This window comes from Asticcacaulis sp. P2_C5 (assembly GCF_056404555.1).
Map to the genome: position 1 here is coordinate 440,646 of NZ_JBFUDU010000003.1, position 21,613 is coordinate 462,258.

The following is a 21,613-nucleotide window of genomic DNA, read 5'->3' on the forward strand; positions in this document are numbered from 1 at the left end:
GAATCGTTATGAAGCTGCTCAAATCCTTCATGTTTGCGGCACCGCTTCTGGTTTTGCAGGCGTGCGCGACAGTGCCGGTCGTTCCACCGCCTCTGGCGGTGGTCGACCTGTCCGGCAAGACCTGCGCGACCGAAGTTTCGACCAAGGATGCGGTGTCCCTGACTCCGGTCAAGAAACAGGCCTATTACGTCGTTTCGACGCTGATCGACTCGAGCAAACCCTGTCTGACCACCGGCGCGTCGTCGGGCAATTATGTCGTCTATGCCATTCCGGCCCATGGCGAAAACCACACCATCACCGTCGGCGGCGTTCAGGAACCCATACGGACATTTGCTCCGTCCGTCAGTCTTCTGGATGTGGATGGAAAGGTCACGCGGACGTTTGCCGATGATCGCTTCGCCATCCTGGGCAACACCCTGGGTGTGCAGTTTCGGCCCATGCCGCAGGAACGATTCATCCTGGTGCGGTCAAATCCCGCGCTGGTCGGTCAGAGCGTCAGCACCTTCGAGACACGGCTTGTCAGCACCCAGGGCTACGCAGCGGCCACGCCCTATAGCTATGGCTACAGCTATTCCCAGGAACATGGTACCGAAGGCAAACACGAGCGCACCTTCTCGCACGAAGGCTATGTAAACGTGACCGTCCAGGCCGCTACCGGGAAGGTCGGCTTGCCTGACGAAAAGTAGGCAATATCCGAGGCGCGTTAGTTTTTCGTCGTTTCGGGTCAAGGGGGCTTGCACCCTTGCCGCCGCCGGCCCTTGGCAGGGACTACCTTGCATGAGGATGTCACCTGTGGTTTTTTGGCAGTATGGAGCGGATACGAGGTATAGTCGGCGGCGACTCCCACATATTGTGCATGGGTGATGGCAATGAGCGCGAGGGCCCGCAGCACGACCATCTGTTCGATGACGGCCATGTCGTGCTCACAAGGTTGCGTCTCGCGACACGCCAGGCGAGAGCGGATGGCAGCTATTGGCGGGAATTCGCCGGACTGGCGGCCGGAAAGGCAGCCGCCCTGTGCTGGAGAGGTAATCAGCATATTATCGGCGCGCTGTTCGCGGTCGGTGGCGACTTTGACGTCATGGTGCCCGGCGATACGGAGGCGCCCGCACACGGCGCTACTCTGGTGCCTTACTCGGTTGTCGTCAAATGGTTCGACACGAGCTTATCGACACTGCCGGGCGTCTTGCATCAATTGCATACGGCGGGCGCCCGGAAACTGGTCGTCATGGCGACACCGCCGCCCAAGGCCAACAGCACCGAACTGCTGCGCATCGCGAACAAATCCAGGCGATATATTGAGACCGCGCGCCGGGCCGGGGTCGAGGCGATTTCGCTCGACTGTCTGACGTCCTTACGTTCGCGCTACAAGTTGTGGCGCATCCTGCAGATGCGCTATGCACAGATGGCGGTGGATTGCGGCGCTACCTATATGCGCCATCCCGACGGCGTGCAGGACGAAGACGGCGCCCTGTTGCCGGTTTTTGGCTCCGGCGATATCAGCCATGGCAACCGCGCCTATGGCGAAAAACTGCTGCATAGTCTGGTGACGCATCTCAAGGAAACGGCCGTCTGATGGATCATCCGTACAAGAATGCGCCGCCCGGCAGCCTGTGGAAGCAGGCGGTGTCGCAGGGCTTCATGGCGGAAGACCTGATCGATGGCCCGCCGCTGCTGGGCGAGGGGGATAAGGTGATGTCGGCCGGCAGCTGTTTCGCCGCCAATATCGTGCCGTGGCTGGAGGGCGCCGGTATCACCTATGTCTGGACGGAGAGGCCGCACCCTCTGTTTGCCATGACGCACAAGGAGGCGTTGAGTTATCACAAATTCTCGGCAGCATATGGCAACATCTATACCACACGGCATCTGAAACAGCTGATGGAACGGGCGTTAGGGCGGTTTCAACCTGCCGAGGACCGGTGGCATGTCGGCGGTCGGGTGATCGATCCGTATCGCCCCGGCCTGGCCTTTGCGGCATCGTCCGATTTCGAGTTCGATCTGCTGACGCGGCAGCATCTGGATTGCGTTGTGGCGGCCGTCGAGCAGGCGGACGTTTTTATCTTTACATTGGGCCTGACCGAAGCCTGGGTATCGCGGCAGGATGGCGCGGTTTTTCCGGCCTGCCCGGGAACGGTGGCCGGTACGTTCGAGCCTGACCTCCACGCCTTTGCCAATTTTTCCATGGGGCAGGTCACGGCGGATCTGATGGATGCCCTGGCCTTGATGCGCGAGGTCAATCCGCGACTGCGCATTATACTGTCGGTGTCGCCCGTGCCGCTGGTGGCCACGGCGATGCGGAAGCACGTGCTGTTGTCCAACACCTATTCGAAATCCGTGTTGCGGGTGGCGGCGGAGGAGGTGATCCGGCGGTTGCCGGAGGCGCGGTATTTCCCGGCCTATGAAATCGTAACCGGTCCCCAGGCGCCGCACAGCTTTTTCGAAGCTGACCGGCGTGAGCCTAGCGAGGAGGCGATCCGGACCGTGATGGGCGTCTTTCTGACCTGGTGCGGACGCAAGATGTCCGGCGAGGCGCCGCAAGCGCAGGCTGAGGTGTCGGATGCGGTCGAGGCTCTTATTGACTACGAATGCGAGGAAGCGGCGGCGGCCGTGTCACGGAAATAGCCTTGTGTAACGGGTCAAGGGTGCTTGCACCCTTGCCGCCGGAGGCCCTTTGCTGTGGCTAAGCATGAATCCACAAGGCGGCTTCGGCGAATTTAGGATCGAGCCACCAGTTCAGCGTGCTGCGGCTGTAGCGGAAGTTCACCGCGCCGGCCTGGCTTTGCAGGGGCATGGTGACAAAACCATTGGCGTCGCGTTTGCACATCTCGTCCTGGGTTTCCGGCACGACGCAGACGATATGGCCCGACTTGCCGTCCTCCTTGCGCCGGGCGACGATCAGGGCGATGCCGCCCATGTCGGCGTGACCCTGAAGCTCGGTCAGGCCCGAAGCGCGGCGCCAGCCGAAGTCCTGGCCGAAATCGCGCAGCCAGCGGAACAGGTCGTTGGCGCGGACCTCATCGACGGTAGCGGCGATCTTCGGTTCCAGGGTTTGGCCGGCGGCGATCTTGAGCAGGGCCGGACCGGTCCACCAGACGTGCGGCAGGTAGGCACCGGCCAGGGTGCAGTAGTCGTGGGCGTAGATGTTGCAGAAGGTCAGGCCGTCGCGCGGCTGATAGCGCGTGTGGCGGACGTCGTCACAGGCGAGATAGTCGATGATCTTGCCGAGATCCGCGCGCAGGCCCGCTGGATCAGTGGCGGTGCGGCCGGGCATGGCGGGTTCGTTGAGCGGCAGGGCGCCGGCGCGGGCGGTGCGTTTGGTAAGCGTGCCGGCAGGATTGGCGAGAACGGCGGCCGGAATGTGGACCGGTGGCGCGGGGGCGGGTGCCGGAGGCTTGACAGGCGCGGGTTTGAGGAACTGGGCACCGGCAAAGCCGTGGAACAACTTGCCACCAAGCATGACTTCGAGCTCGATAAAGCCATTGACCGGGGTACCGGTGACCGACTGGACCGTTTGGCCGTCGGGCAACTCGGCGATGACATTGGCGGTGCCGGGCACGCTGACCTTCGCTTCGCTGCGCAAACGCAGTGTGGTTGTGGTGGTGTCGACGACAAAGGCCGGACCGGTCGCGGTGATCTTGCCGGCCGGTGGGGGTGTCGTGGTGCCGGGCTGCGACGCCGGGACGACCGGCGGCGTGCCGGGTGTCGCGACGGTTCGGGCGATGTGCAGGAAGTCGCGGATATGCTCGCCGTAAAACACGCCGCCGTCGGCATGGCCCTGTTTGAGACCCTTTGACGCTACGAAGCCGCCGGTATTGTAGCAGATGGCGGCGTGGCAGAAGTCGAGATCGGTGATGGTCGCCGCGTTTTGCAATTTCAGGGTCTTGAGGGCCTTTTTCAGTTCGTCGACGGCGTGGGCCAGGCTGTTCTCGAAAATCTCATAGCGTTTTTCGAGGAAGTAGTCGGGATTGACCAGGAAGAATTGCAGGTCGTACTGAAAGACGCCGTAACCGTGGGCGAATTTTTTGGGACGCGTATTGGCAGAGCCGTAGCCCGGAACGCGGGCTGCCATGTCCAGCAGTGCCTTGCGTGCTATGGCGAACATCTCCTGGCCTTTGGGAGCGGCGATCAGGTCTTCGAAGGTGCGGGGGAAGGCGCGGCGACCCTTGTCGAAATCGAGCATGTCGCCACAGCACAGGGCGGCGATCTGGTCGGCGGTCAGGTTTGCGTCATGGCGCATCACGCTCCACAGGCTGCCGGTCTCCTGATAGGCGATGGCGCACAGCATATCGACATCGAGCGGCGTGCCGGCCAGGGCCGGCTTCATGCGGGCGGCGAATTGGGTCTTGAACCAGAGAATGTCGGCGGCGATGGTCATGAGCAGACTCCTGGAAGGCGATTAATCATGGGTTGCATGTGTAGCTTTGGTGCTACCAGCAGGCAAGATGTCAATCGCGCCAAAGGAGCGCGGCAGGGTAATTTATGCTGTATTGGCGTGTGGCTTGCGTGGGCGCAGGCTACTATTCGCTGAGATCAAGATCGTGATGCAGGCGCGCTTCCAGGACCTTGGCCAGCTTGGCCAGCAACGGCAAGGCGACGTTGTTCGGGTCGATACGCGTCAGGCGGTCGGCATCGTCCGCGACTTCGCGCGCCATGCGGATGTAGTCCGAAGTATCTGCGGATTCCAATTCCGGTACCAGAAATTCGTGATCGAGATCCATCGCGATTCCTCCTTATTTTTCAATAAGCAGACGCTGCGCCGTATAAGAGATCAATAAGGAATATGGCGACGGTAGTGCGCGTATGACCCGCCTGCGGGCAAATGTTACAGGCTTTCTTCGGCCAGGGTGCGGACCAGATCGAGGAGCTTGCGGCGCAGGCGGGGGGCCTTGATACGCGGGAAAGCCTCGGCCAGTTCGATGCCCTCGGTGGTCATCAAAAACCCGTGGACATAGCTTTCCGAGTCGGAGTCGGAAATACCCTCGACGGCTTCGTTTTCGCCGTAGCCTTCGAAGAAATATTCAACCGGCGCCTTCAGGGACAGGCCGATGTCCCACAGCTTGGACGAACTGATTCGGTTGGTGCCGCGCTCATATTTCTGGACCTGCTGGAAGGTGAGGCCGATCGACTTTGCCAGGTCTTCCTGGCTCATTCCTAAGAACTTTCGGCGCATGCGGACGCGACCGCCGACATGCAAATCGATCGGGTGGGGAGCGTTCCCGGCATCTTCCATCTATAATCCTAGTCCTTCAGGCGCATCGCGAGTCGCGGCTTTGCTACGCAAACTAAAACTCAATCATGGTAAAAGAAAGGGAACGTAAGTGGTAAAATATATATCGATACTTAATGGTTGTGACGTTGTTGTGAGCCTTAGCTTGATCGGGGCATAATTGACCAGTTAAAAGCCGCTTAAGTTGAGTAACTATATTTCAGGTAGCGTTATTTGGCGTTCTGACCTTGAATTTCCGCTCTGCCGGTTAATGAAAATCTCGCGACTTGATGCGCAGTATGTCCACTTCGCCCTTTAAAGCACCGCGTGACAGGGTGCGGCGGTCGGCGCCCGGTTCACCGCCACGGAATTCATCGCCGCGACTGTTGGGGACGGGAAAGGCTTCGTCGCAGTGGCCGACACTGTCCAGTTCCGGCGTCAGGTCGCTCAGTCGCCGCGCCACGACATGGACGACCTCGCCCTCCTTCTGGACCTGGCCGGAAATGGCGACCATGCGTGCCGACAGGATCAGGCGGCGTTGCGCCTCGTACAGCTTGTTCCAGATGACGGCGTTGACGATGCCGGTTTCGTCCTCGATGGTCATGAACATCACCCCCTTGGCCGTGCCGGGTTTCTGGCGCACCAGGACCATGCCGGCGACGATGACATGGCTCTTGTCATTTTGGGCATTGGTTTCGCGGCAGGTGACGACACCGCGTCCCGTCAGGGTTTCCCGTACGAACGATACGGGATGGCGGCGCAGGCTGAGGCCGACATGGCCATAGTCGGCGACGACCTCGCCGCCGGTTGGCATGCGCGCCAGGGTGACGGCCGGTTCGTGGACGTCGTCCGTACGCGCGGCATCGAACAGGGGCAGAGGCGTGTCACGCAGTCCCTTGCAGGTCCACAGGGCGTCGCGACGGCTAACGCCCAGGTGCGGGAAAAAAGCATCGGCCTCGGCCAGGGTGACAAGGGTGGATACGGACAGTTCGCTGCGTCGCCACAGGTCGCCGATCGAGGCATAGGGCTCGTCGCGGACCGCCACCAGACGCGCCGCGTCCTTGTTAGCCAGGCCCCTGACCAGGCGCAGGCCCAGGCGAACAGCCAGGCGGCCATTCGGACACGGCTCAAGCGTACAGTCCCAGTGCGAGGCATTGATACAAACCGGGCGGACTTCGACGCCGTGTTCGCGGGCGTCGCGTACCAGTTGCGCCGGCGCGTAAAAGCCCATGGGCTGGGAATTGAGCAGGGCGGCGCAGAAGACCTCGGGATGATGGCACTTCATCCATGACGAGGCATAGGCCAGTCCGGCAAACGAAATGGCATGGCTTTCCGGAAAACCGTAGGAACCAAACCCCTGGAGCTGGTTGACCATGCGGTTGGAAAACGCGTCGTCATAGCCGTTCTTCTTCATGCCCTCCAGCATCTTGTCCTTGAAGGCCGCCACGCCACCGGTGTGCTTGAAGGTGGCGAGGCTGCGCCGGACATGGTCGGCTTCATCGTCGCTGAAGCCGGCGCAGACGCTGGCCACGCGCATGGCATGTTCCTGGAACAGGGGGACGCCGTGGGTTCGGCCGAGGATTTCCTCCAGCGCGGGGTTGGGAAAGTCAGGCTTTTCAAGTCCATTGCGCCGGCGCAAAAATGGATGAACCATGTCGCCCTGGATAGGACCGGGGCGGACAATGGCGACCTCGATGACCAGGTCGTAAAAGACGCGCGGTTTGAGGCGCGGCAACATCGACATCTGCGCCCGGCTTTCGATCTGAAACACACCAATCGTGTCGGCCTTGCAGATCATATCGTAGGTCGGCGTGTCATCCGCCGGTATGTCGGCCAACTCGATATCGAGTTGTTTGTGCGCTTTGAGGAAATTGAACACGCGCTTCATGCAGGTCAGCATGCCGAGCGCCAGGCAGTCGACCTTCATGAATTTCAGCGCCTCGATATCGTCCTTGTCCCATTCGATGACCTGGCGGTCCTTCATGGCGGCGGGTTCGATCGGCACCAGTTCATCGAGTCGGTCGCGCGTCAGCACAAAGCCGCCGGGATGCTGCGACAGGTGACGGGGGACATTGGTCAGTTGCTGGGCCAGGACGATGGCCTGACGGATACGTGTCTGGGTCAGGTCCAGATTCAGGCCCTGCATATGGTCCGTATTGACGTCGGTCGACCAGCCACGAATCTGCTGCGACAGGGTCTTGATCAGGTCTTCCGGCAGGCCGAGCGCCTTGCCGACGTCGCGCAGCGCGCCCTTGGCACGATAACGAATGACCGTGGCGCACAGGGCGGCGTGGTTGCGGCCATAGGTTTCGAACACCCATTGCATGACGATTTCGCGGCGTTCGTGCTCGAAATCGACGTCGATATCGGGCGGTTCGTTACGGTTTTCGGAGATAAAGCGCGCAAACAGCAGGTTATGATCTACCGGATTGACGGCGGTAATGCCCAGTACGTAGCAGACGGCGCTGTTGGCGGCCGAGCCGCGCCCCTGGCACAATATGCCCTGCGAGCGGGCAAAGGCGACGATATCATGCACGGTCAGAAAATAGGCCGCGTAGTTCAGCTTTTCGATCAGCCGCAGTTCGACCTGCAACTGTGCCGCCACCTTGTCCGGCACGCCCGCCGGGTAGCGTACCTTGGCGCCGCTGCGGACAAAGCTTTCCAGGGTTTCCTGGGCGGGAATGCCGGGATGGTTGCGTTCGTCCGGGTACTGATATTGTAGTTCATCGAGGGAAAAGCGACAGCGATCGGCGATCTCACGCGTACGTGTGACCGCATCGGGATAGTCCCTGAACAGCCGGGCCATTTCGTCCGGCGATTTGAGATAGCGATCGGCGTGGCGTTCGCGGCGCTGGCCCAGTTCGTCGATCGTGCAATTGTGCCGGATACAGGTGACCACGTCCTGCAGGAGCTCGCGCAGGGGATCGTGAAACAGGACATCATTGGTGGCCACCGTCGCCACACCGGCATCGCGCGCCAGCCGGTCCAGGTTGTAAAGGCGCAGAGCGTCGCCGGGCCGCCGGCGCAGGGTGAGGGCCAGATAGGTAAAGTCGCCAAACAAGCCGGACAACCGGCGCAGATTGCGGGCACAGATCTCATCGACCTGGTCAGGCAGCAGGGTGAAGACCTGGCCTTCGCCATACAGTTCGATATCCTCCCAGGTCAGGCTGCACTTGCCCTTGCCGGCGCGGCGTTTGCCGACCGACAGAAGTCGGCACAGGCGCGAATAGGCCGGGCGGTCGGTGGGGTAGACCAACAGGGCCGTGCCGTCGGTCAGGTCCAGCCGGCTGCCGACGATCAGGCGCATACCGTGCGCCTTGGCCGCCATATGGGCCTGGACCATGCCGGCCAGGCTGCCGCGATCGGTGATGGCCAGGCTGTCCATGCCCAGTGATTTCGCCTGGGCGAACAGCTCAGCCGGTGCGCTGACCCCGCGCAAAAAGGAAAAGTAGGAGGCGCATTGTAGTTCGATATAGGTGGGCAGTTCGACATAACTGGTCATGCGAAGATGCCGTGCAGGAACCACGACTGGGGACCGGTATGTTTGTGTTCGCCATCGCCGCTGCGATAGATCCAGAAGCGTTCGCCAGTCTCGGTTTCGACCTGGAAATAGTCGCGCACCTTGAAGGCTTCGTGCGACTGGACCCACCATTCGCCGCGGATGCGTTCGGGGCCATCGGCCCGCAGGACACGGCGGCGGTGGCCGCGCCACCAGAAGACGCCGGGCGCATGGTCGGGTAGTTCGGCCATGGTAGTGATGGCTTCCGGCCTTGCAAACAGCCGGGCGGGACGCGGACCGGCCACCATATTCGGGCTTGTTACAGGTTCGCATGACAGGGGCGGTACCTTGCGCACCGAGCGTTCCGGCACATCGCTGGCCATGGGCGCCAGGCGGTAGAGCCGCTCGGCGCCGAAACGATTGGCCAGTATGTCCATCAGGCCGGCAATATCGCCTTGTGTCCCCGTGCCGTCCAGGGTTTCGATCTGCTTCAGGACCAGCGGCTCACAGCCGGTCGCCGCCAGTCGCATGACTTCGATCCCGAAGCCGGGATTGACGGTTTCGATCTTGTCGCACAGCAGCCGGGCCAGACGCTTGGCATCGCGTGACGGCTGGGCCAGGCGTACGCGCACGGCTTCGACATGGTTGTCGACCCGGATAAACAACAGGTCGAGCTGTGTCGCGCCCTGGCTTCGCACCTCCAACAGGTCGCATAGCTTGTGGATCAGCTGTGTCGTATAGCGCGCCAGGGTTTCCGGAGCGCCGATCGGCTCTGCGAAGACGCGCTTCACCTGCGGAATTTCGGGCACGTGGATGGAGGGGATCGGTTCCGGCAAACGGCCAAAAGCCTGGTCGAGACGGCGCCCCAGTTCGGGGCCGTAGCGCAGGGTGAGGGGGGCGCGCGGCTGCGCCACCAGTTGCGCGATACGCTCGAAGCCGAGACTCCACAGGCTGCGTACCATGTCATCCGGCAATCTTAGCGCCGCCACGGGCAGGTCAAGCAAGGCTTTGGCGGATTGGCCGGGCGGGACGATATGGCCGCGGCGTCCGCCATATCTGGCGGCGGCGTGGGCGGCGCCCCAGGTGTCAGCGACAGCGACCAGGGCTGTCACGCCCATGGCCACCAATTGCGCGACCATATCGCGCAACATGGCAGGCTCTCCGCCCAGCAGATGGTCGGCGCCGCTGGTATCGAGGATCAGGCCGTCCGGTGGATCGGCGGCCGCGACAGGCGCATAACGTTTCAGAGCCCATACAGCCAGCCTGTCGAGACCGTCTGCGTCGGTCACAGGGTCGCTGTCGCAGATGATCAGGTCCTCGACCAGGGCCTGGGCCTTGGTCAGCGGCATGCCAACCATGACCCCCTGGGATCGGGCGGCGTCATTGGCGGCCGTGACGACGCGGCGGCGGCGGCCATCGGAGCCTTTCAGGACGAACGGCGCGTCAGAAGACGGCGCGGCGCTGCCCATCGACCTGCGCAACCGGTCGATAGACCAGTTGGGCAGGCAGAGCGAGACGACCCTGGTCATCGCAAGCCTCCACATCGAATTGCGCCGCGTTTCCGCCACGGCAGCGGACAAGCTCCAGCCGCCAGCACGCCCGTCCGACACCGCGCACCGGCAGGACGGAAGACGGCATCTGGCCGACTCGCCAGCGCGTGGCGGCGGCATTGGGCAGGCCGAAGGTTTTGGCGTCTTCGGGCCGGCGCCAGCGTCGGACCGCCAGGCCCAGCGTGCCGGTGGTCTCGGCCGCCAGTTGCAGGCGGCGTGACTGGGTCAGGTTAAGCTGGCTGATTTCGCCGATCACGGCGCCGACACCGCCATGGCGCAGGCCTTCCTCGAACGCGGCCATCAGGGATTTTTCGTCCCCGGCCTCGAAAAAAATGACGCGATCGGCATCAAGCCCGGCCTGGACCAGGGCCGGCGCGAACAGGTCGGGACGTGTGAGACACCACAGGACCGCACCTTGGGTGCGTGCGGCAATGCCGGCGGCGAACAGGGCGGCCGCCGCGCCGCTGACGGTGTCGGCCTCGAGGCCGGCGATCTCATGCAGCGCACCCAGCGCCAGGCCGCCACCGGGCAGACGACAATCTATCAGGTCCAGACCGAAGGGCAGGGCGCCATGGCAAACATGGCCAGTCTCGAGCCGGTTAAGGCCCTGGCGCAACGACTCGACAACGGATGAAACGGACGTGGACATGATGCACCGGGTAACGGTTCCGATTTCTTCGGATTAATGTTCATGTTTTGTTCTTAAACGTATCAAGAGTCAAGACAGGCCGGGAAGCAATATGCAGGCCGCCCCTCCTGTATCGATTTCTAATGCCGCCCTGCCTAGGCTCTGGCTCCTGTTGCATGCAAAGGCCGGTACTATGAAAAGCGGCGGAATAAAGGGCGCGCATCCTCACAGGCCTGATCCGGCGGTCGCAAAACCTGTGCCCGGACAAAAGCCTGTGCCGTCGTCCGCGAAGGATCGTGCGAGCCAAATGCTCGCCCAGATTCTCGCCAAAGCCCACGCCCTTGCCCTGGCAACCTGGACATGGCTGCGCCATATGGCCCGCGGGCTGTGGGCCCGACTGATGGGTCTGCCGCGCTATGTCCTGTGGATTATCGGCGGCGTAATAGCGCTGGTGGTCGCGCTGATCCTGTTTTTGGGCCAAACCAACTGGGACTGGTTCCGTCCGACCTTGTCACGCATTATCTCCAGCCGCATTCACCGTCCGGTGCGTATCGACGGTCACCTGCGCGCCCATCTGTTGAGCTTTACCCCGTCGGCCACGGTGGGCGGGCTGAAGATCGGCGAGCCCAACTGGGCCCCCAAACAAACCCTGGCCGATATCGGCGGCATCAGCGTATCCACAGAACTGCTGCCGCTGTTCTACGGTCACATTGTCCTGCCGCAACTGGTTGTCGACAAGCCGACTGTTTTTCTGTTCCAGGACAAGGAAGGCCGGGCCAATTGGGATTTCAGCGATGGCGTCGAAAAAGGCAAGCCGACGAAGCTGCCCCTGATCCGTAACTTCATCATCCAGGATGGCCACCTGACCCTGACCAGCCTGCAACGCAACATGACTTTCAAGGGGATCGTCAATGCCCATGAAAAGGCCCAAGAGGGCGGCCAGGCCTTTGCCCTGACGGGCGATGGGCAACTCAATGGCAAGATCTTCGAACTGAAGGCCACCGGCGGACCGCTGCTGAACGTCAGGTCTTCGGTGCCCTATCCGTTCGACATGACCGTACGCGCCGGCAATACGCGTATCACGGCAAAGGGCCGGGTACTTCACCCGTTCAACCTCGGTCAGTTGGCAGGCGATGTTTCGGTGAGCGGCAGCGACCTGGCCGACCTCTACTATTTGACGGGTCTGTCCTTCCCCAATACCTCAGCCTATCGTCTGTCAGCCCAGGTGACGCGCAATGAGCGCCTCTACGATATCAAGGGCATCCGCGGTCGTGTCGGCGCCAGCGACCTGGAGGGCGCGCTCAAGGTCGATACCAACCGCAATGGCCGGCCCTATATGACGGGTGACCTGAGCTCGCGCGTGCTAAATTTCCGCGACCTGGGATCGCTGTTCGGGGCGACCGACGCCAATGCGCCAGTGGCGCCCAAACTGGCGGCCAATCCTCAGGCCACGCGTGGCGCCCGTCGTCTGATGCCGGATGCGCCGCTCGATGTGGCGCGGGTGCGGGGCATGGACGCGAAGGTGCATTATCGCGCCCTGTCGGTGAACACCAACAGCGTGCCGCTACGCCAGGTCAGCCTGGGCGTCGTTCTCGACCACGGCCTGTTGACATTAGATCCTATCGCCTTGACCTTCCCGCAGGGACAGTTGACGGGCACGGCGCAGATCGACGCGCGAACCGACAACCAGCGCAACACCATCGATTTTCGCCTGACCGGGCTGCGCGTCCAGGATTTCGCCCCGAAGATCAGCGGCTCGTCCCCGGTCGAAGGCGTGCTGAACGCCCGGATCCGGGCGACGGGCGGCGGCAATACTGTGCACAAGGCGGCAGGCACAGCCAATGGCGAATTGGCCGTGGTCATGCCCGGGGGCACTATGCGCCAGAGCTTCGCCGAACTGATGGGGATCGACGCGACCAAGGGTCTGTTCCAACTGCTGACCAAGGACAAGCATGAGACGGAGGTGCGTTGCGCGGTGGCCACCTTCGCCATAAAAGACGGCGTCATGCAGGCACAAACCATCGTCTTCGATACCGGTGTCGTGCTGGTCAATGGCAAGGGCTCCATCAACCTGAAGGATGAGAGCATGAAACTGGTCTTCAAGGGCAAGCCCAAGAAATTCCGTCTGATCCGTATCCAGGCGCCGATCATCATCGGCGGACATCTGACGGCGCCGACCTTCGGTGTAGATCCGAAAACGGCCATCGTTCAGGGCGGCCTGGCGGCCGTGTTCCAGACCATCGTGCCCTTTATCAATCTGGACACGGCGAAAAACGCCAACTGCGCCGACCTGATGTCGCAGGCCCGGGCCGAAGGCGCGTCGACGGCGGGCGGGCGCAAGTAGGGACAGCGCCTGAGCTGAAAAATTCCAGTAATTTTTCATGAACCTATGGCCAGCCGCAGCCCGTGCGCGCATAATTCCCGGATAACAAGATTACGGGGATGAAAATGCGCACGACCTTCCTGGCCTCCGCCGCGACTTTGGCGATCGCTCTTGCCTTATCCGCCATGCCTGCCGTAAGCGGCACCTCGCCGGTCCTGAAGCCCGTCACGAATACGCCCATCGTAAAATCCGGTTTCAAGCCGGTCACGCAAAAGATCAGCGGGAATCTGACGTGCGACCTGCTGGCCAACACCTGCAAAGTGCGGAACATGCCGCTGCTGGGGCAGGGTGATCCTGCGCTGACCGCCCCCCTCAAGGCCTATGTCGACACCCTGGCCGATGCCAACGGCATGGTCCATGACGGCAGCTTTGACAAGGACGGCAAACCCAATCTTATCACATCACAGGCCCTGACCGGCGCGATCCAGGGCTATGGTTGCCTGATCACCAGCTCCACCATGGTCCTGCACGCGGCTTTTGCGGATGCACCGATCGGGCTGAAGGTGGCAGGGCGTGACGGTCAGATGCTGGCCGCTCAGTTCCCGGGCCTTAGCAAAGCGCAGAGCGAATTGCTGTGGCAGTACGAGACCCAGGCGTCGCAGATCCAGGGCATGAACTATCCGTATAATGGCGATCAGGGGCCGATCTATATCGGCGTCGCCGACATCCCGAATGATGTTTCGGGCGTCAACATGATCCTGACCGACGAGGTGCCGACGGCTGCGACGGCGCCGACGATTACCGACAGCCTGGTCACCGGCATGAAGGGCGGCGCCATCTATGGCGTCAGTTTCCAATGGTCGACCCTCGTGCCTCTGTATAGCCACGGCAATCTGATTGCCTTCGACATCTATGAGGCGGGACCGCACAAGGTGGCTTTCGACGGCTTCAGCACCAAGCCGGGCAATCCCTATCCGCTCATTGTCAATGATCCGGGCTCGGGCGCGACCGTCAATGTCCGGCTGAGCAGTTCGGTGGCCAGTCTCGATCTGCCTGTTCCCAAAACGCCCAAGATCGACCAACTGCCGATCTATCTGGTCGGGGCCGACGGAACGAGGACCTTGTTCGTCAACCCTCCCGTCTTCTTTGTCTATTCCGGGGCCGAACCCAACGGCCTGGGCAAGCCTTTCAAGGTCAAGGAGGGCTGGAACGAGACCGGATTTCCCATCGTCGTCGTTGAGGATATCTGGTCCATACGCCTGGCGCCATCGGGTCAGGTAGTGACCCTTCTTCCGGTCGGCAGCGCGCGTGCCGTCAGCCAGATCACGCATCCGATACCCAAGGTTACGCCGGACGACAGGATGCCACCGCTGGCGATCCCGGGCATACGCGGCTATAACCGCAATTAGGCATTAGCTGTACTACGGCGTTTGATCTGAAAAAATACACGGGAAGGTGTTTTTCCTGCGCACTGGACATGCACAGGTCAAATCTCTATCAGGGGGAAGATTCACCAGAGGTCTTCCCCAATGCAACGCGCCCTTAATGTCACCCGCTCCGCCAATTTTTCGGAATGGTACCAGGCCGTGGTCCGTGACGCGGACCTGGCCGAGATCAGCCCGGTGCGCGGCTGCATGATCATCCGGCCGTGGGGCTACGGCATCTGGGAACTGATCCAGGCCGAGCTGGATCGCCGCATCAAGGCCACCGGCCACGAAAACTGCTATTTCCCGCTGTTCATCCCCTTGAGCTTCCTCGCCAAGGAGGCCGAGCACGTCGAAGGCTTCGCCAAGGAAATGGCAGTGGTGACCCATCACCGCCTGAAGAATATCGACGGCAAGTTGGTTCCCGATCCCGACGCCAAGCTGGAAGAGCCTTTGATCGTTCGTCCGACGTCGGAAACCATCATCGGCGACGCCTTCCAGCGCTGGATCAACAGCTATCGAGACCTGCCCGTGCTGATCAACCAGTGGGCCAATGTGGTGCGCTGGGAAATGCGCACGCGCCTGTTCCTGCGCACGACGGAATTCCTCTGGCAGGAAGGTCACACGGCCCATGCCGACGAGGCCGAGGCACGCGACGAGACCCTGACCATGCTGGAGGTCTATCGCAGCTTCGCCGAGGAAACCCTGGCCATGCCGGTGATTGCCGGCGAAAAGCCGGAAAACGAACGCTTCCCCGGCGCGGTCGCCACCTATTCGATCGAGGCCATGATGCAGGACGGCAAGGCGCTGCAGGCCGGCACCTCGCACTATCTGGGTGAGCACTTCGCCAAGGCGCAGAACATCCGCTACCAGGATGCGCAAGGGGCACTGACCTATTGCCATACCACCAGCTGGGGTGTTTCGACGCGGATGATTGGCGGCGTCATCATGACCCACGGCGATGACGACGGCCTGCGCCTGCCGCCCGCCATTGCGCCGCGCCAGATCGTCATTGTGCCGATGTTGCGCGACAAGCCCGAGGACGCGGCCGTGCTCGACTTTGCCGACCGCTTGTCAAAGGCGCTGATGGCGCAGACGGCTGTCGGGGCGCCCATCCGCGTCCTGGTCGACAAGAAGCCGATCAAGTCGGCCGAAAAGCGCTGGAACTGGGTCCGTCGCGGCGCCCCGGTCATCTGCGAAATCGGACCGCGCGACGTCGAGAACGGCAATGTCACCTTCATGCGCCGCGACCGCCTGCGCGATGGCGACAAGGTCCAGTCCCAGGCCCTGGCGTTCGACGCTTTCGTCGCCGCGGCCAGCGGTCTGCTGGAGGAAATCCAGGCCAATCTGTTTGCCGAGGCCAAGGCACGCCTCGACGACAATATCCGTTCGGACATTACGAGCTTCGACGACCTGGCCGCCTATTTCGGTGCCGCCAAGGATGACGACGAGGCGGCCGAGTTCAAGGGCTGGGTCAAGGTCGGCTGGGCCAAGCCTTCCGGCGACGCGCTGGAAGAGGTCGGCCAGCGTCTGAAGACATTGAAACTGACCCTGCGCAATGTGCCGATGGGGCAGGCGGCGCCGACCGGTAGCTGTATCTTCACCGGTGCCGCTGCGGTCGAGGAAATCCTGGTCGGTAGGGCTTACTAACTGGTGAACGCACGGCTTTAAGAAAGCAAGACACCCCACCAGCCTCGCCGGCAGGCACACCCTTCGCCAAGGCTTCGGGTGGCACGCCACCCTGCGCTTGTCTTGGGCGGTCCCCCTCCCCAAAAATTCTTTGAATTTTCAGGGATGTATAAGTAATTTTTTTATACATCCCTGAATTTCGCAGAAATTTGGGGAGGGGGGCCGCACGAGGAAATGCGTAGCGTAGCGAAGCTATTGACGAGATGTGGTGGTGGGGCTTCTTGCTTTACTTCGCCACCGCAGCCTCACCGGTGACTGAAAGCTTGGCTGCCACGGTATCGGCATGGCCCGGCTGGCCGCCGCCGAGATATGCCATATAGTCGCCGGCCACGACCTTGCGTTTGCCGCTCACATCGACCTGCGACAGGGCGCGGGCGTCGAGCGCGATCTCCACGGTCTGCGATGCGCCCATCTTCAGATGGATGCGCCGGAAGCCGGCCAGGACCGGATTGGCCGTATCTCCGGGCTTCCTGACATACAGCTGCACCACTTCATCGCCGTCGCGTCCGCCTGTATTGCGCACAGTTACCGCGACTTTGACGCCGTTCCCGGCCTTGATGCGTTTGGCCGACAGAACCGGCTTGTCATAGGCAAAGGTCGTATAGCTCAGCCCCTGGCCGAACGGATGCAGCACATCGCCCTTAAAGTAGCGGTAGGCTCGGCCTTTCATGCCGTAATCTTCGAAGGCCGGTAACTGGGCGATATCGCGGTAGATCGTATAGGGCAGGCGGCCGGAGGGATCGGTCTTGCCCGTCAGGATATTGGCAATGGCCTCGCCGCCGCGCTCGCCGGGATACCAGGCCTGGACCAGGGCGTCGGCATTGGCCTCGACCCACGGATCGGAGATCTCGCCGCCGGTCAAATAGACCACGACCAGCTTCTTGCCGGTCGCCTTCACCGCCTCCAGCATCCGGCGCTGGGCCTCAGGCAGGACCAGGGCCGTGCGATCGCCACCCGAAAAACCCGGAGCATCGACCTTCATCTCCTCGCCTTCCAGGTCGGGCGACAGGCCGACAAAGGCGACCACTACATCGCTGTCCTTCGCCGCTGTCACGGCGCCGTCGATCAGGACCTGAGCCGGCGCCACCCAGTCGAACGACGAGGCGCGATCATCGGTCGTGCGGACGTAATCTATGCGCACCTTGTGAGGTTTGGTGTCGCTGAAGCTGTAATCGACCAGATGCCCAGGCGGTGGGCAGGCGTCAGTCGGACACGGCGCCGGCGTGGCCGTGAAACCGACCAGTTCCGGCGTCACCACCAGTTGGTCGTCGATCCACACCTTGATATTGAGCGCCGGCTGACCGGACCGCGGCGCCATGCGGAAGCCGATCTGATAGGTGCCGGCCACCGGCGGCGTTATGACGCCGGTCCAGCGGACGCTGAAGCCCAATGGCTTGAAGCCTTCGGGCGCCGAACGGTAGAAGTCGAAATTGATCAGAGGGTCGGTGCGCGTCATCTTCGGCGCGCCGTCAAAGGTCGTATTGTCATAATACTCCCCCTTCAATCCGGCCTCGCTGCTGTCGGCCGTCACGCGCAGAAAGGTCGTCGGGATCGGCGAGCGCATGCCGTTGACCAAAGCCGAGCCGGCGGCATAGCTGAGCCGGTCGCCATAGACCGCGCGCAGTCCATCCAGCGGCAGGGACGGGTCGATCGGCGATCCGGTATAGTTGCCTTCGATGCTTTGTAGCAGGGCGGCATTGGGCCCGATCACCGCAATCCGCTCATGGCCGTTCAGGGGCAAGACCGACTTGCTGTTGTTCAGCAGCACGATCGATTCTTCCGCCGCCCGCAGCGCCAGGGCCTTGTGCTCCGGCGAATGGATGGCGCTTTCCGGGATCTGGTCATAGATGCCGCCGTCGATCAGTCCCATGCGGATGCGCGCTGCCATCAGCCGCTCCATCGACCGGTCGACCTCGGCCTCGCTGAGCAGGCCGCGTTTCACCGCGTCGGGAATGGCCTGATAGGCCTTGCCGCAATCGAGGTCCGTGCCGGCCCTGACCGATACGGCCGAAGCCGCGGCGGCGTCGAGCTCTGTCTTGTGGCCGGTATAGATGTCGGCGACGGCATCGCAATCCGAGACGATAAAGCCGTTGAAGCCCCAGTCCTGGCGCAGTTGCTGCTGCATCATCGGGCTGGCGCACATGGGCGCGCGATTGACCGCATTATAGGCGCACATCAGGGAATAGGCCTTCGCGTCGACCATGGCGGCGCGGAAGGCCGGCGTATAGGTGTCTTCGACATCGAACGGCGAGGGATCGATATTGACGAAGTGGCGCGTCGATTCCGGCCCGGAATGGACGACATAGTGCTTGGCGGTGGCCACGCCCTTGTAATAGTGGGTATCATCACCCTGGATGCCGGTGATGAAGCCCACCGCCATGCGGCCGGTCAGGTACGGATCTTCGCCATAGGTCTCCTGGCCGCGCCCCCAGCGCGGATCGCGGAAGATGTTGATATTGGGCGACCAGTAGTTGACGCCGAAATAGCGGTCGGTGCCGGTCGGATCTCGCTTCAGCGCCGCATTGTGATTGGCACGGCCTTCGACCGAGATGGCGTCGCCGATACTGTGCATCAGGTCGGGGTCCCATGTCGCCGCCAGTCCGATCGCTTGCGGATAAACCGTTGCGTGACCGGCGCGGGCCAGGCCGTGCAGGACCTCGTTCCACCAGCCGTAGCGCTTCAGGCCCAACCGCGGAATGGCCGGCGCATTGTCCTGCATCTGGCCGGCTTTTTCTTCCAGGGTCATGCGGCCGACCAGGTCACGGGCGCGCTGTTCCGGCGTCAGGCTCTTATCGAGAAAAGCGCAGGGTGCGTCCTTGCAGGCGTCCGATGTTTGCGCCAGGGCGGGCATGGCGACAGAGGCGACCAGAGAGGCAATCAGGGCAAAAGGGGCCGCGGACATCAGCCAACGGCCAGAACGGACGGGGAGATGGTTCATGGCATTTCCTCAGGCCAAGCCTCATGCCCAAAAGTGGCGCCACCGCACGGGCGGTCCCGTTTTTGGATAAACATGAGGCGTCACTAATGATGCGCGTCTGGCAGCGCTGTCATGTCAGCGGTATCAGCGAAACCGCTTTTTCGTCAAGAGAGATCAGACAATGCCGGGCAGATTGGTCAGGCCACCACGCGCCTGTGTTCAGAGGCTTGCTCCCTGACGGCGCGAGGTGTCATGGGCATGCAGGAGATTATGTACGGCCTCTACCGCCATGGGGCGTCCCAACAGATAGCCTTGCGCCTGATCGCAGCCCTCGTCGGCCAGGCAGGCATATTCCGCCCCGGTTTCGACGCCTTCGGCGGTGACAACGGCGTGGAAGCTTTTACCCAGGCCGATGACCGCGCGCACAATGGCCAGATTTTCCGGCGACGAGGTCAGGTCGGTAATGAACGAACGATCGATCTTGAGCTTGTCGAAAGGAAAACGGCGCAGATAGGCCAGGCTCGAATAGCCCGTGCCGAAATCGTCCAGCGCGATGCGGATGCCCAGTTGCTTCAGTTGATGGAGAATTCGCACATTCTCCAGACTGTCATTCAGAAATACCGATTCCGTAATTTCTAACTCCAGCCGATTTGGCGCAAGCCTTGAGTCATCAAGAGCCCGGATGACATCGGCCGCCAGGGTGAAGCCGGTAAACTGCTGCGGCGACAGGTTGACCGCCACGCCGATACCAGCCGGCCATTTGGCGGCGTCACTGCACGCTTGTTGCAGGACCCAGCGCCCGATCGGTTCGATCAGGCCCGACGATTCCGCGACCGGAATGAAATCGGCCGGAGAAATCAGGCCGCGCGTCGGGTGGCGCCAGCGGAGCAGGGCTTCGAAGCAGACAATCTGGCCGGATCTTGTACTGACGATCGGCTGGTAGTCGATATGGAGTTCGTTTTTCTCCAGCGCCGTGCTGAGCTCCTGGCGCAGAATCCGCTGGCGATCCGCCTTTTCCTCCATGGCGAATTCAAACCAGGTGTAATCGCCCTTGCCGGTGGCCTTGGCGGCGTACAAGGCCAGGTCCGCGCGTTTCATCAGGGCATCGGCGCTGCTGCCGTGCCGGGAGCGCAACGCAAGACCGGCGCTGCAGCCGATCGACACGATGTGGCCGTCAAGCACAAAGGGTTCGCAGAGCGCAGCGATCAGGCGCTTCGCCAGTTGCGCGGCGCTGTCCTCGCTGATCGGGCCGCGATGGATGACCCCGAATTCATCGCCGCCCAGCCTGGCGACGATGTCGTCTTGTCCAATATGGGCCAGCATGCGCCCCGAGACCTGGCGCAGCAGATCGTCGCCGGCGTGGTGCCCGAGGCTGTCATTGACGGCCTTGAAGCGATCCAGGTCGAGCAGCAAAAGTGCAAAATCTTCGCGCGACTGCGTACCGTCCATATGGTGATCGAGCAGGTTCTGGAACTTCAGGCGGTTCGGAAGGTCGGTCAGGACGTCGTGCAGGGCGAGATGCCGGCTGCGCTCTTCGACGCGGAGCTTTTCCGTAACGTCCTCAGATATTCCGAGCAGATAGCGTGGCTTGCCGTCGATACCCGGCACGCCGATTTTCTGCGTTCGCAGGGATCTCATGCCATAGGGCGTGCTCAGCGGCTCATTTTCAATTCTGATCAGCTCACCGGAAGCGACGACGGCCTGATCCGCCCGGCGGAACCGTTCCGCATCCGCGACATCGAAGAGATCGAAGTCCGTCTTGCCGATCAGATCGTTGCGCTGGATGCCCAACAGCTCTTCACCCGCCTTGTTCAGCAGGACGAAGCGGCCATCCTGGGCGTCCTTGACGAACACCATGGAGGGAATGCTTTCGACAACGGCGTCGAGGAAGATCTGCGTGCCCTTCAGTTCGAGCGAGGCCTGCTGGCGTTCGGTGACGTCGATATTCCACACGACGCCGCAATCCCTGCCCAGATAGTCGATACGCTGGGCAAACAGGACGATCTGAATCCTGTCCCCGTCGGCCTTGACGTGGGTAAAGCACTGTTCCGGCGCGACAAAGGTATCCAACGCCGTGGCATTGTGACGAACCGCCGCCCAGTCTTCGCTCGGATGCACCTTGAGGATGGACTTGCCGATAAGCTCATCCTTGCTGTAGCCGTACAGCGCGCAGGTCGCGGGGTTGACCGCGACGAAATGCAGGGTCGCGATATCGAAAATCCACATGGGGATAGGATTGCGCTCGAACAGGATGTCGATCGCCCTGTTCGGGTCGCCAATCTGGTCCCCGTCTGTTCGTCCCTGATTTATCGCCACGCCCGTTTCCTGCACTACGCATGACGAACCTGCCGGACCGTCACGTAAAGGGTACTTTTGT

General features: G+C 62.0%; 14 protein-coding genes. 6 read left to right on the forward strand and 8 right to left on the reverse strand.

All coding sequences use genetic code 11. The features are described 5' to 3' along the window. The first annotated feature begins 8 nt into the window (after nucleotides 1–8). From AC1DXO_RS07910 to AC1DXO_RS07920, 3 genes are all read left to right on the forward strand, one after another. Nucleotides 9–686 (forward strand): hypothetical protein, encoded by a 678-nt coding sequence (locus AC1DXO_RS07910; protein ID WP_476977575.1) that lies wholly within the window; start codon nucleotides 9–11, stop codon nucleotides 684–686. Nucleotides 687–856: 170 nt separating this feature from the next. Beyond that, nucleotides 857–1,576, forward strand: coding sequence for a hypothetical protein (locus AC1DXO_RS07915; RefSeq protein WP_476977576.1), 720 nt, complete (start codon nucleotides 857–859; stop codon nucleotides 1,574–1,576). After that, nucleotides 1,576–2,622, forward strand: a complete 1,047-nt coding sequence (locus AC1DXO_RS07920) for a GSCFA domain-containing protein (RefSeq protein WP_476977577.1) — start codon at nucleotides 1,576–1,578, stop codon at nucleotides 2,620–2,622. The genes AC1DXO_RS07915 and AC1DXO_RS07920 overlap by 1 nt, the downstream gene beginning before the upstream one ends. A 58-nt stretch (nucleotides 2,623–2,680) precedes the next feature. Here the strand turns inward: AC1DXO_RS07920 and AC1DXO_RS07925 are convergent, their stop codons facing one another. From AC1DXO_RS07925 to AC1DXO_RS07950, 6 genes are all read right to left on the reverse strand, one after another. Further along, on the reverse strand, nucleotides 2,681–4,375 hold the full coding sequence (locus AC1DXO_RS07925; protein ID WP_476977578.1) for a hypothetical protein: 1,695 nt from the start codon (nucleotides 4,373–4,375) through the stop codon (nucleotides 2,681–2,683). 142 nt (nucleotides 4,376–4,517) lie between these two features. Further along, the gene (locus AC1DXO_RS07930; RefSeq protein ID WP_476977579.1) at nucleotides 4,518–4,718 is read right to left on the reverse strand and encodes a hypothetical protein; all 201 of its coding nucleotides are present in this window, start codon (nucleotides 4,716–4,718) and stop codon (nucleotides 4,518–4,520) included. Nucleotides 4,719–4,822: 104 nt separating this feature from the next. Further along, on the reverse strand, nucleotides 4,823–5,230 hold the full coding sequence (locus AC1DXO_RS07935; protein WP_476977580.1) for a helix-turn-helix domain-containing protein: 408 nt from the start codon (nucleotides 5,228–5,230) through the stop codon (nucleotides 4,823–4,825). A 244-nt stretch (nucleotides 5,231–5,474) separates the two neighbouring features. Further along, the gene (locus AC1DXO_RS07940; protein WP_476977581.1) at nucleotides 5,475–8,708 is read right to left on the reverse strand and encodes an error-prone DNA polymerase; all 3,234 of its coding nucleotides are present in this window, start codon (nucleotides 8,706–8,708) and stop codon (nucleotides 5,475–5,477) included. Further along, nucleotides 8,705–10,234 (reverse strand): DUF6504 family protein, encoded by a 1,530-nt coding sequence (locus AC1DXO_RS07945; protein WP_476977582.1) that lies wholly within the window; start codon nucleotides 10,232–10,234, stop codon nucleotides 8,705–8,707. The genes AC1DXO_RS07940 and AC1DXO_RS07945 overlap by 4 nt, the downstream gene beginning before the upstream one ends. Next, nucleotides 10,149–10,904 carry an ImuA family protein gene (locus AC1DXO_RS07950; protein ID WP_476977583.1) on the reverse strand — a complete coding sequence of 252 codons (756 nt, stop codon included), beginning with the start codon at nucleotides 10,902–10,904 and terminating at the stop codon, nucleotides 10,149–10,151. Before AC1DXO_RS07950 ends, AC1DXO_RS07945 begins: the two co-directional genes overlap by 86 nt. 286 nt (nucleotides 10,905–11,190) lie before the next feature. Here AC1DXO_RS07950 and AC1DXO_RS07955 point away from each other — a divergent pair, with 286 nt between their 5' ends. The 3 genes from AC1DXO_RS07955 to proS all read left to right on the forward strand — a co-directional run bounded on the left by AC1DXO_RS07955 (nucleotide 11,191) and on the right by proS (nucleotide 16,280). Continuing rightward, nucleotides 11,191–13,227, forward strand: a complete 2,037-nt coding sequence (locus tag AC1DXO_RS07955) for an AsmA family protein (RefSeq protein ID WP_476977584.1) — start codon at nucleotides 11,191–11,193, stop codon at nucleotides 13,225–13,227. A gap of 104 nt (nucleotides 13,228–13,331) precedes the next feature. Beyond that, a complete protein-coding gene (locus AC1DXO_RS07960; RefSeq protein WP_476977585.1) occupies nucleotides 13,332–14,615 on the forward strand; it encodes a hypothetical protein in 1,284 nt (427 codons plus the stop codon). 120 nt (nucleotides 14,616–14,735) lie between these two features. Next, on the forward strand, nucleotides 14,736–16,280 hold the full coding sequence (proS, locus tag AC1DXO_RS07965) for a proline--tRNA ligase (protein ID WP_476977586.1): 1,545 nt from the start codon (nucleotides 14,736–14,738) through the stop codon (nucleotides 16,278–16,280). Between the two features lie 265 nt (nucleotides 16,281–16,545). On the opposite strand, the gene AC1DXO_RS07970 is transcribed toward proS, so the two are convergent. Beyond that, nucleotides 16,546–19,257 carry a glycoside hydrolase family 3 C-terminal domain-containing protein gene (locus AC1DXO_RS07970; RefSeq protein ID WP_476977587.1) on the reverse strand — a complete coding sequence of 904 codons (2,712 nt, stop codon included), beginning with the start codon at nucleotides 19,255–19,257 and terminating at the stop codon, nucleotides 16,546–16,548. A 198-nt stretch (nucleotides 19,258–19,455) separates the two neighbouring features. Next, nucleotides 19,456–21,552, reverse strand: coding sequence for a putative bifunctional diguanylate cyclase/phosphodiesterase (locus tag AC1DXO_RS07975; protein ID WP_476977588.1), 2,097 nt, complete (start codon nucleotides 21,550–21,552; stop codon nucleotides 19,456–19,458). Between the last annotated feature and the right edge of the window lie 61 nt (nucleotides 21,553–21,613).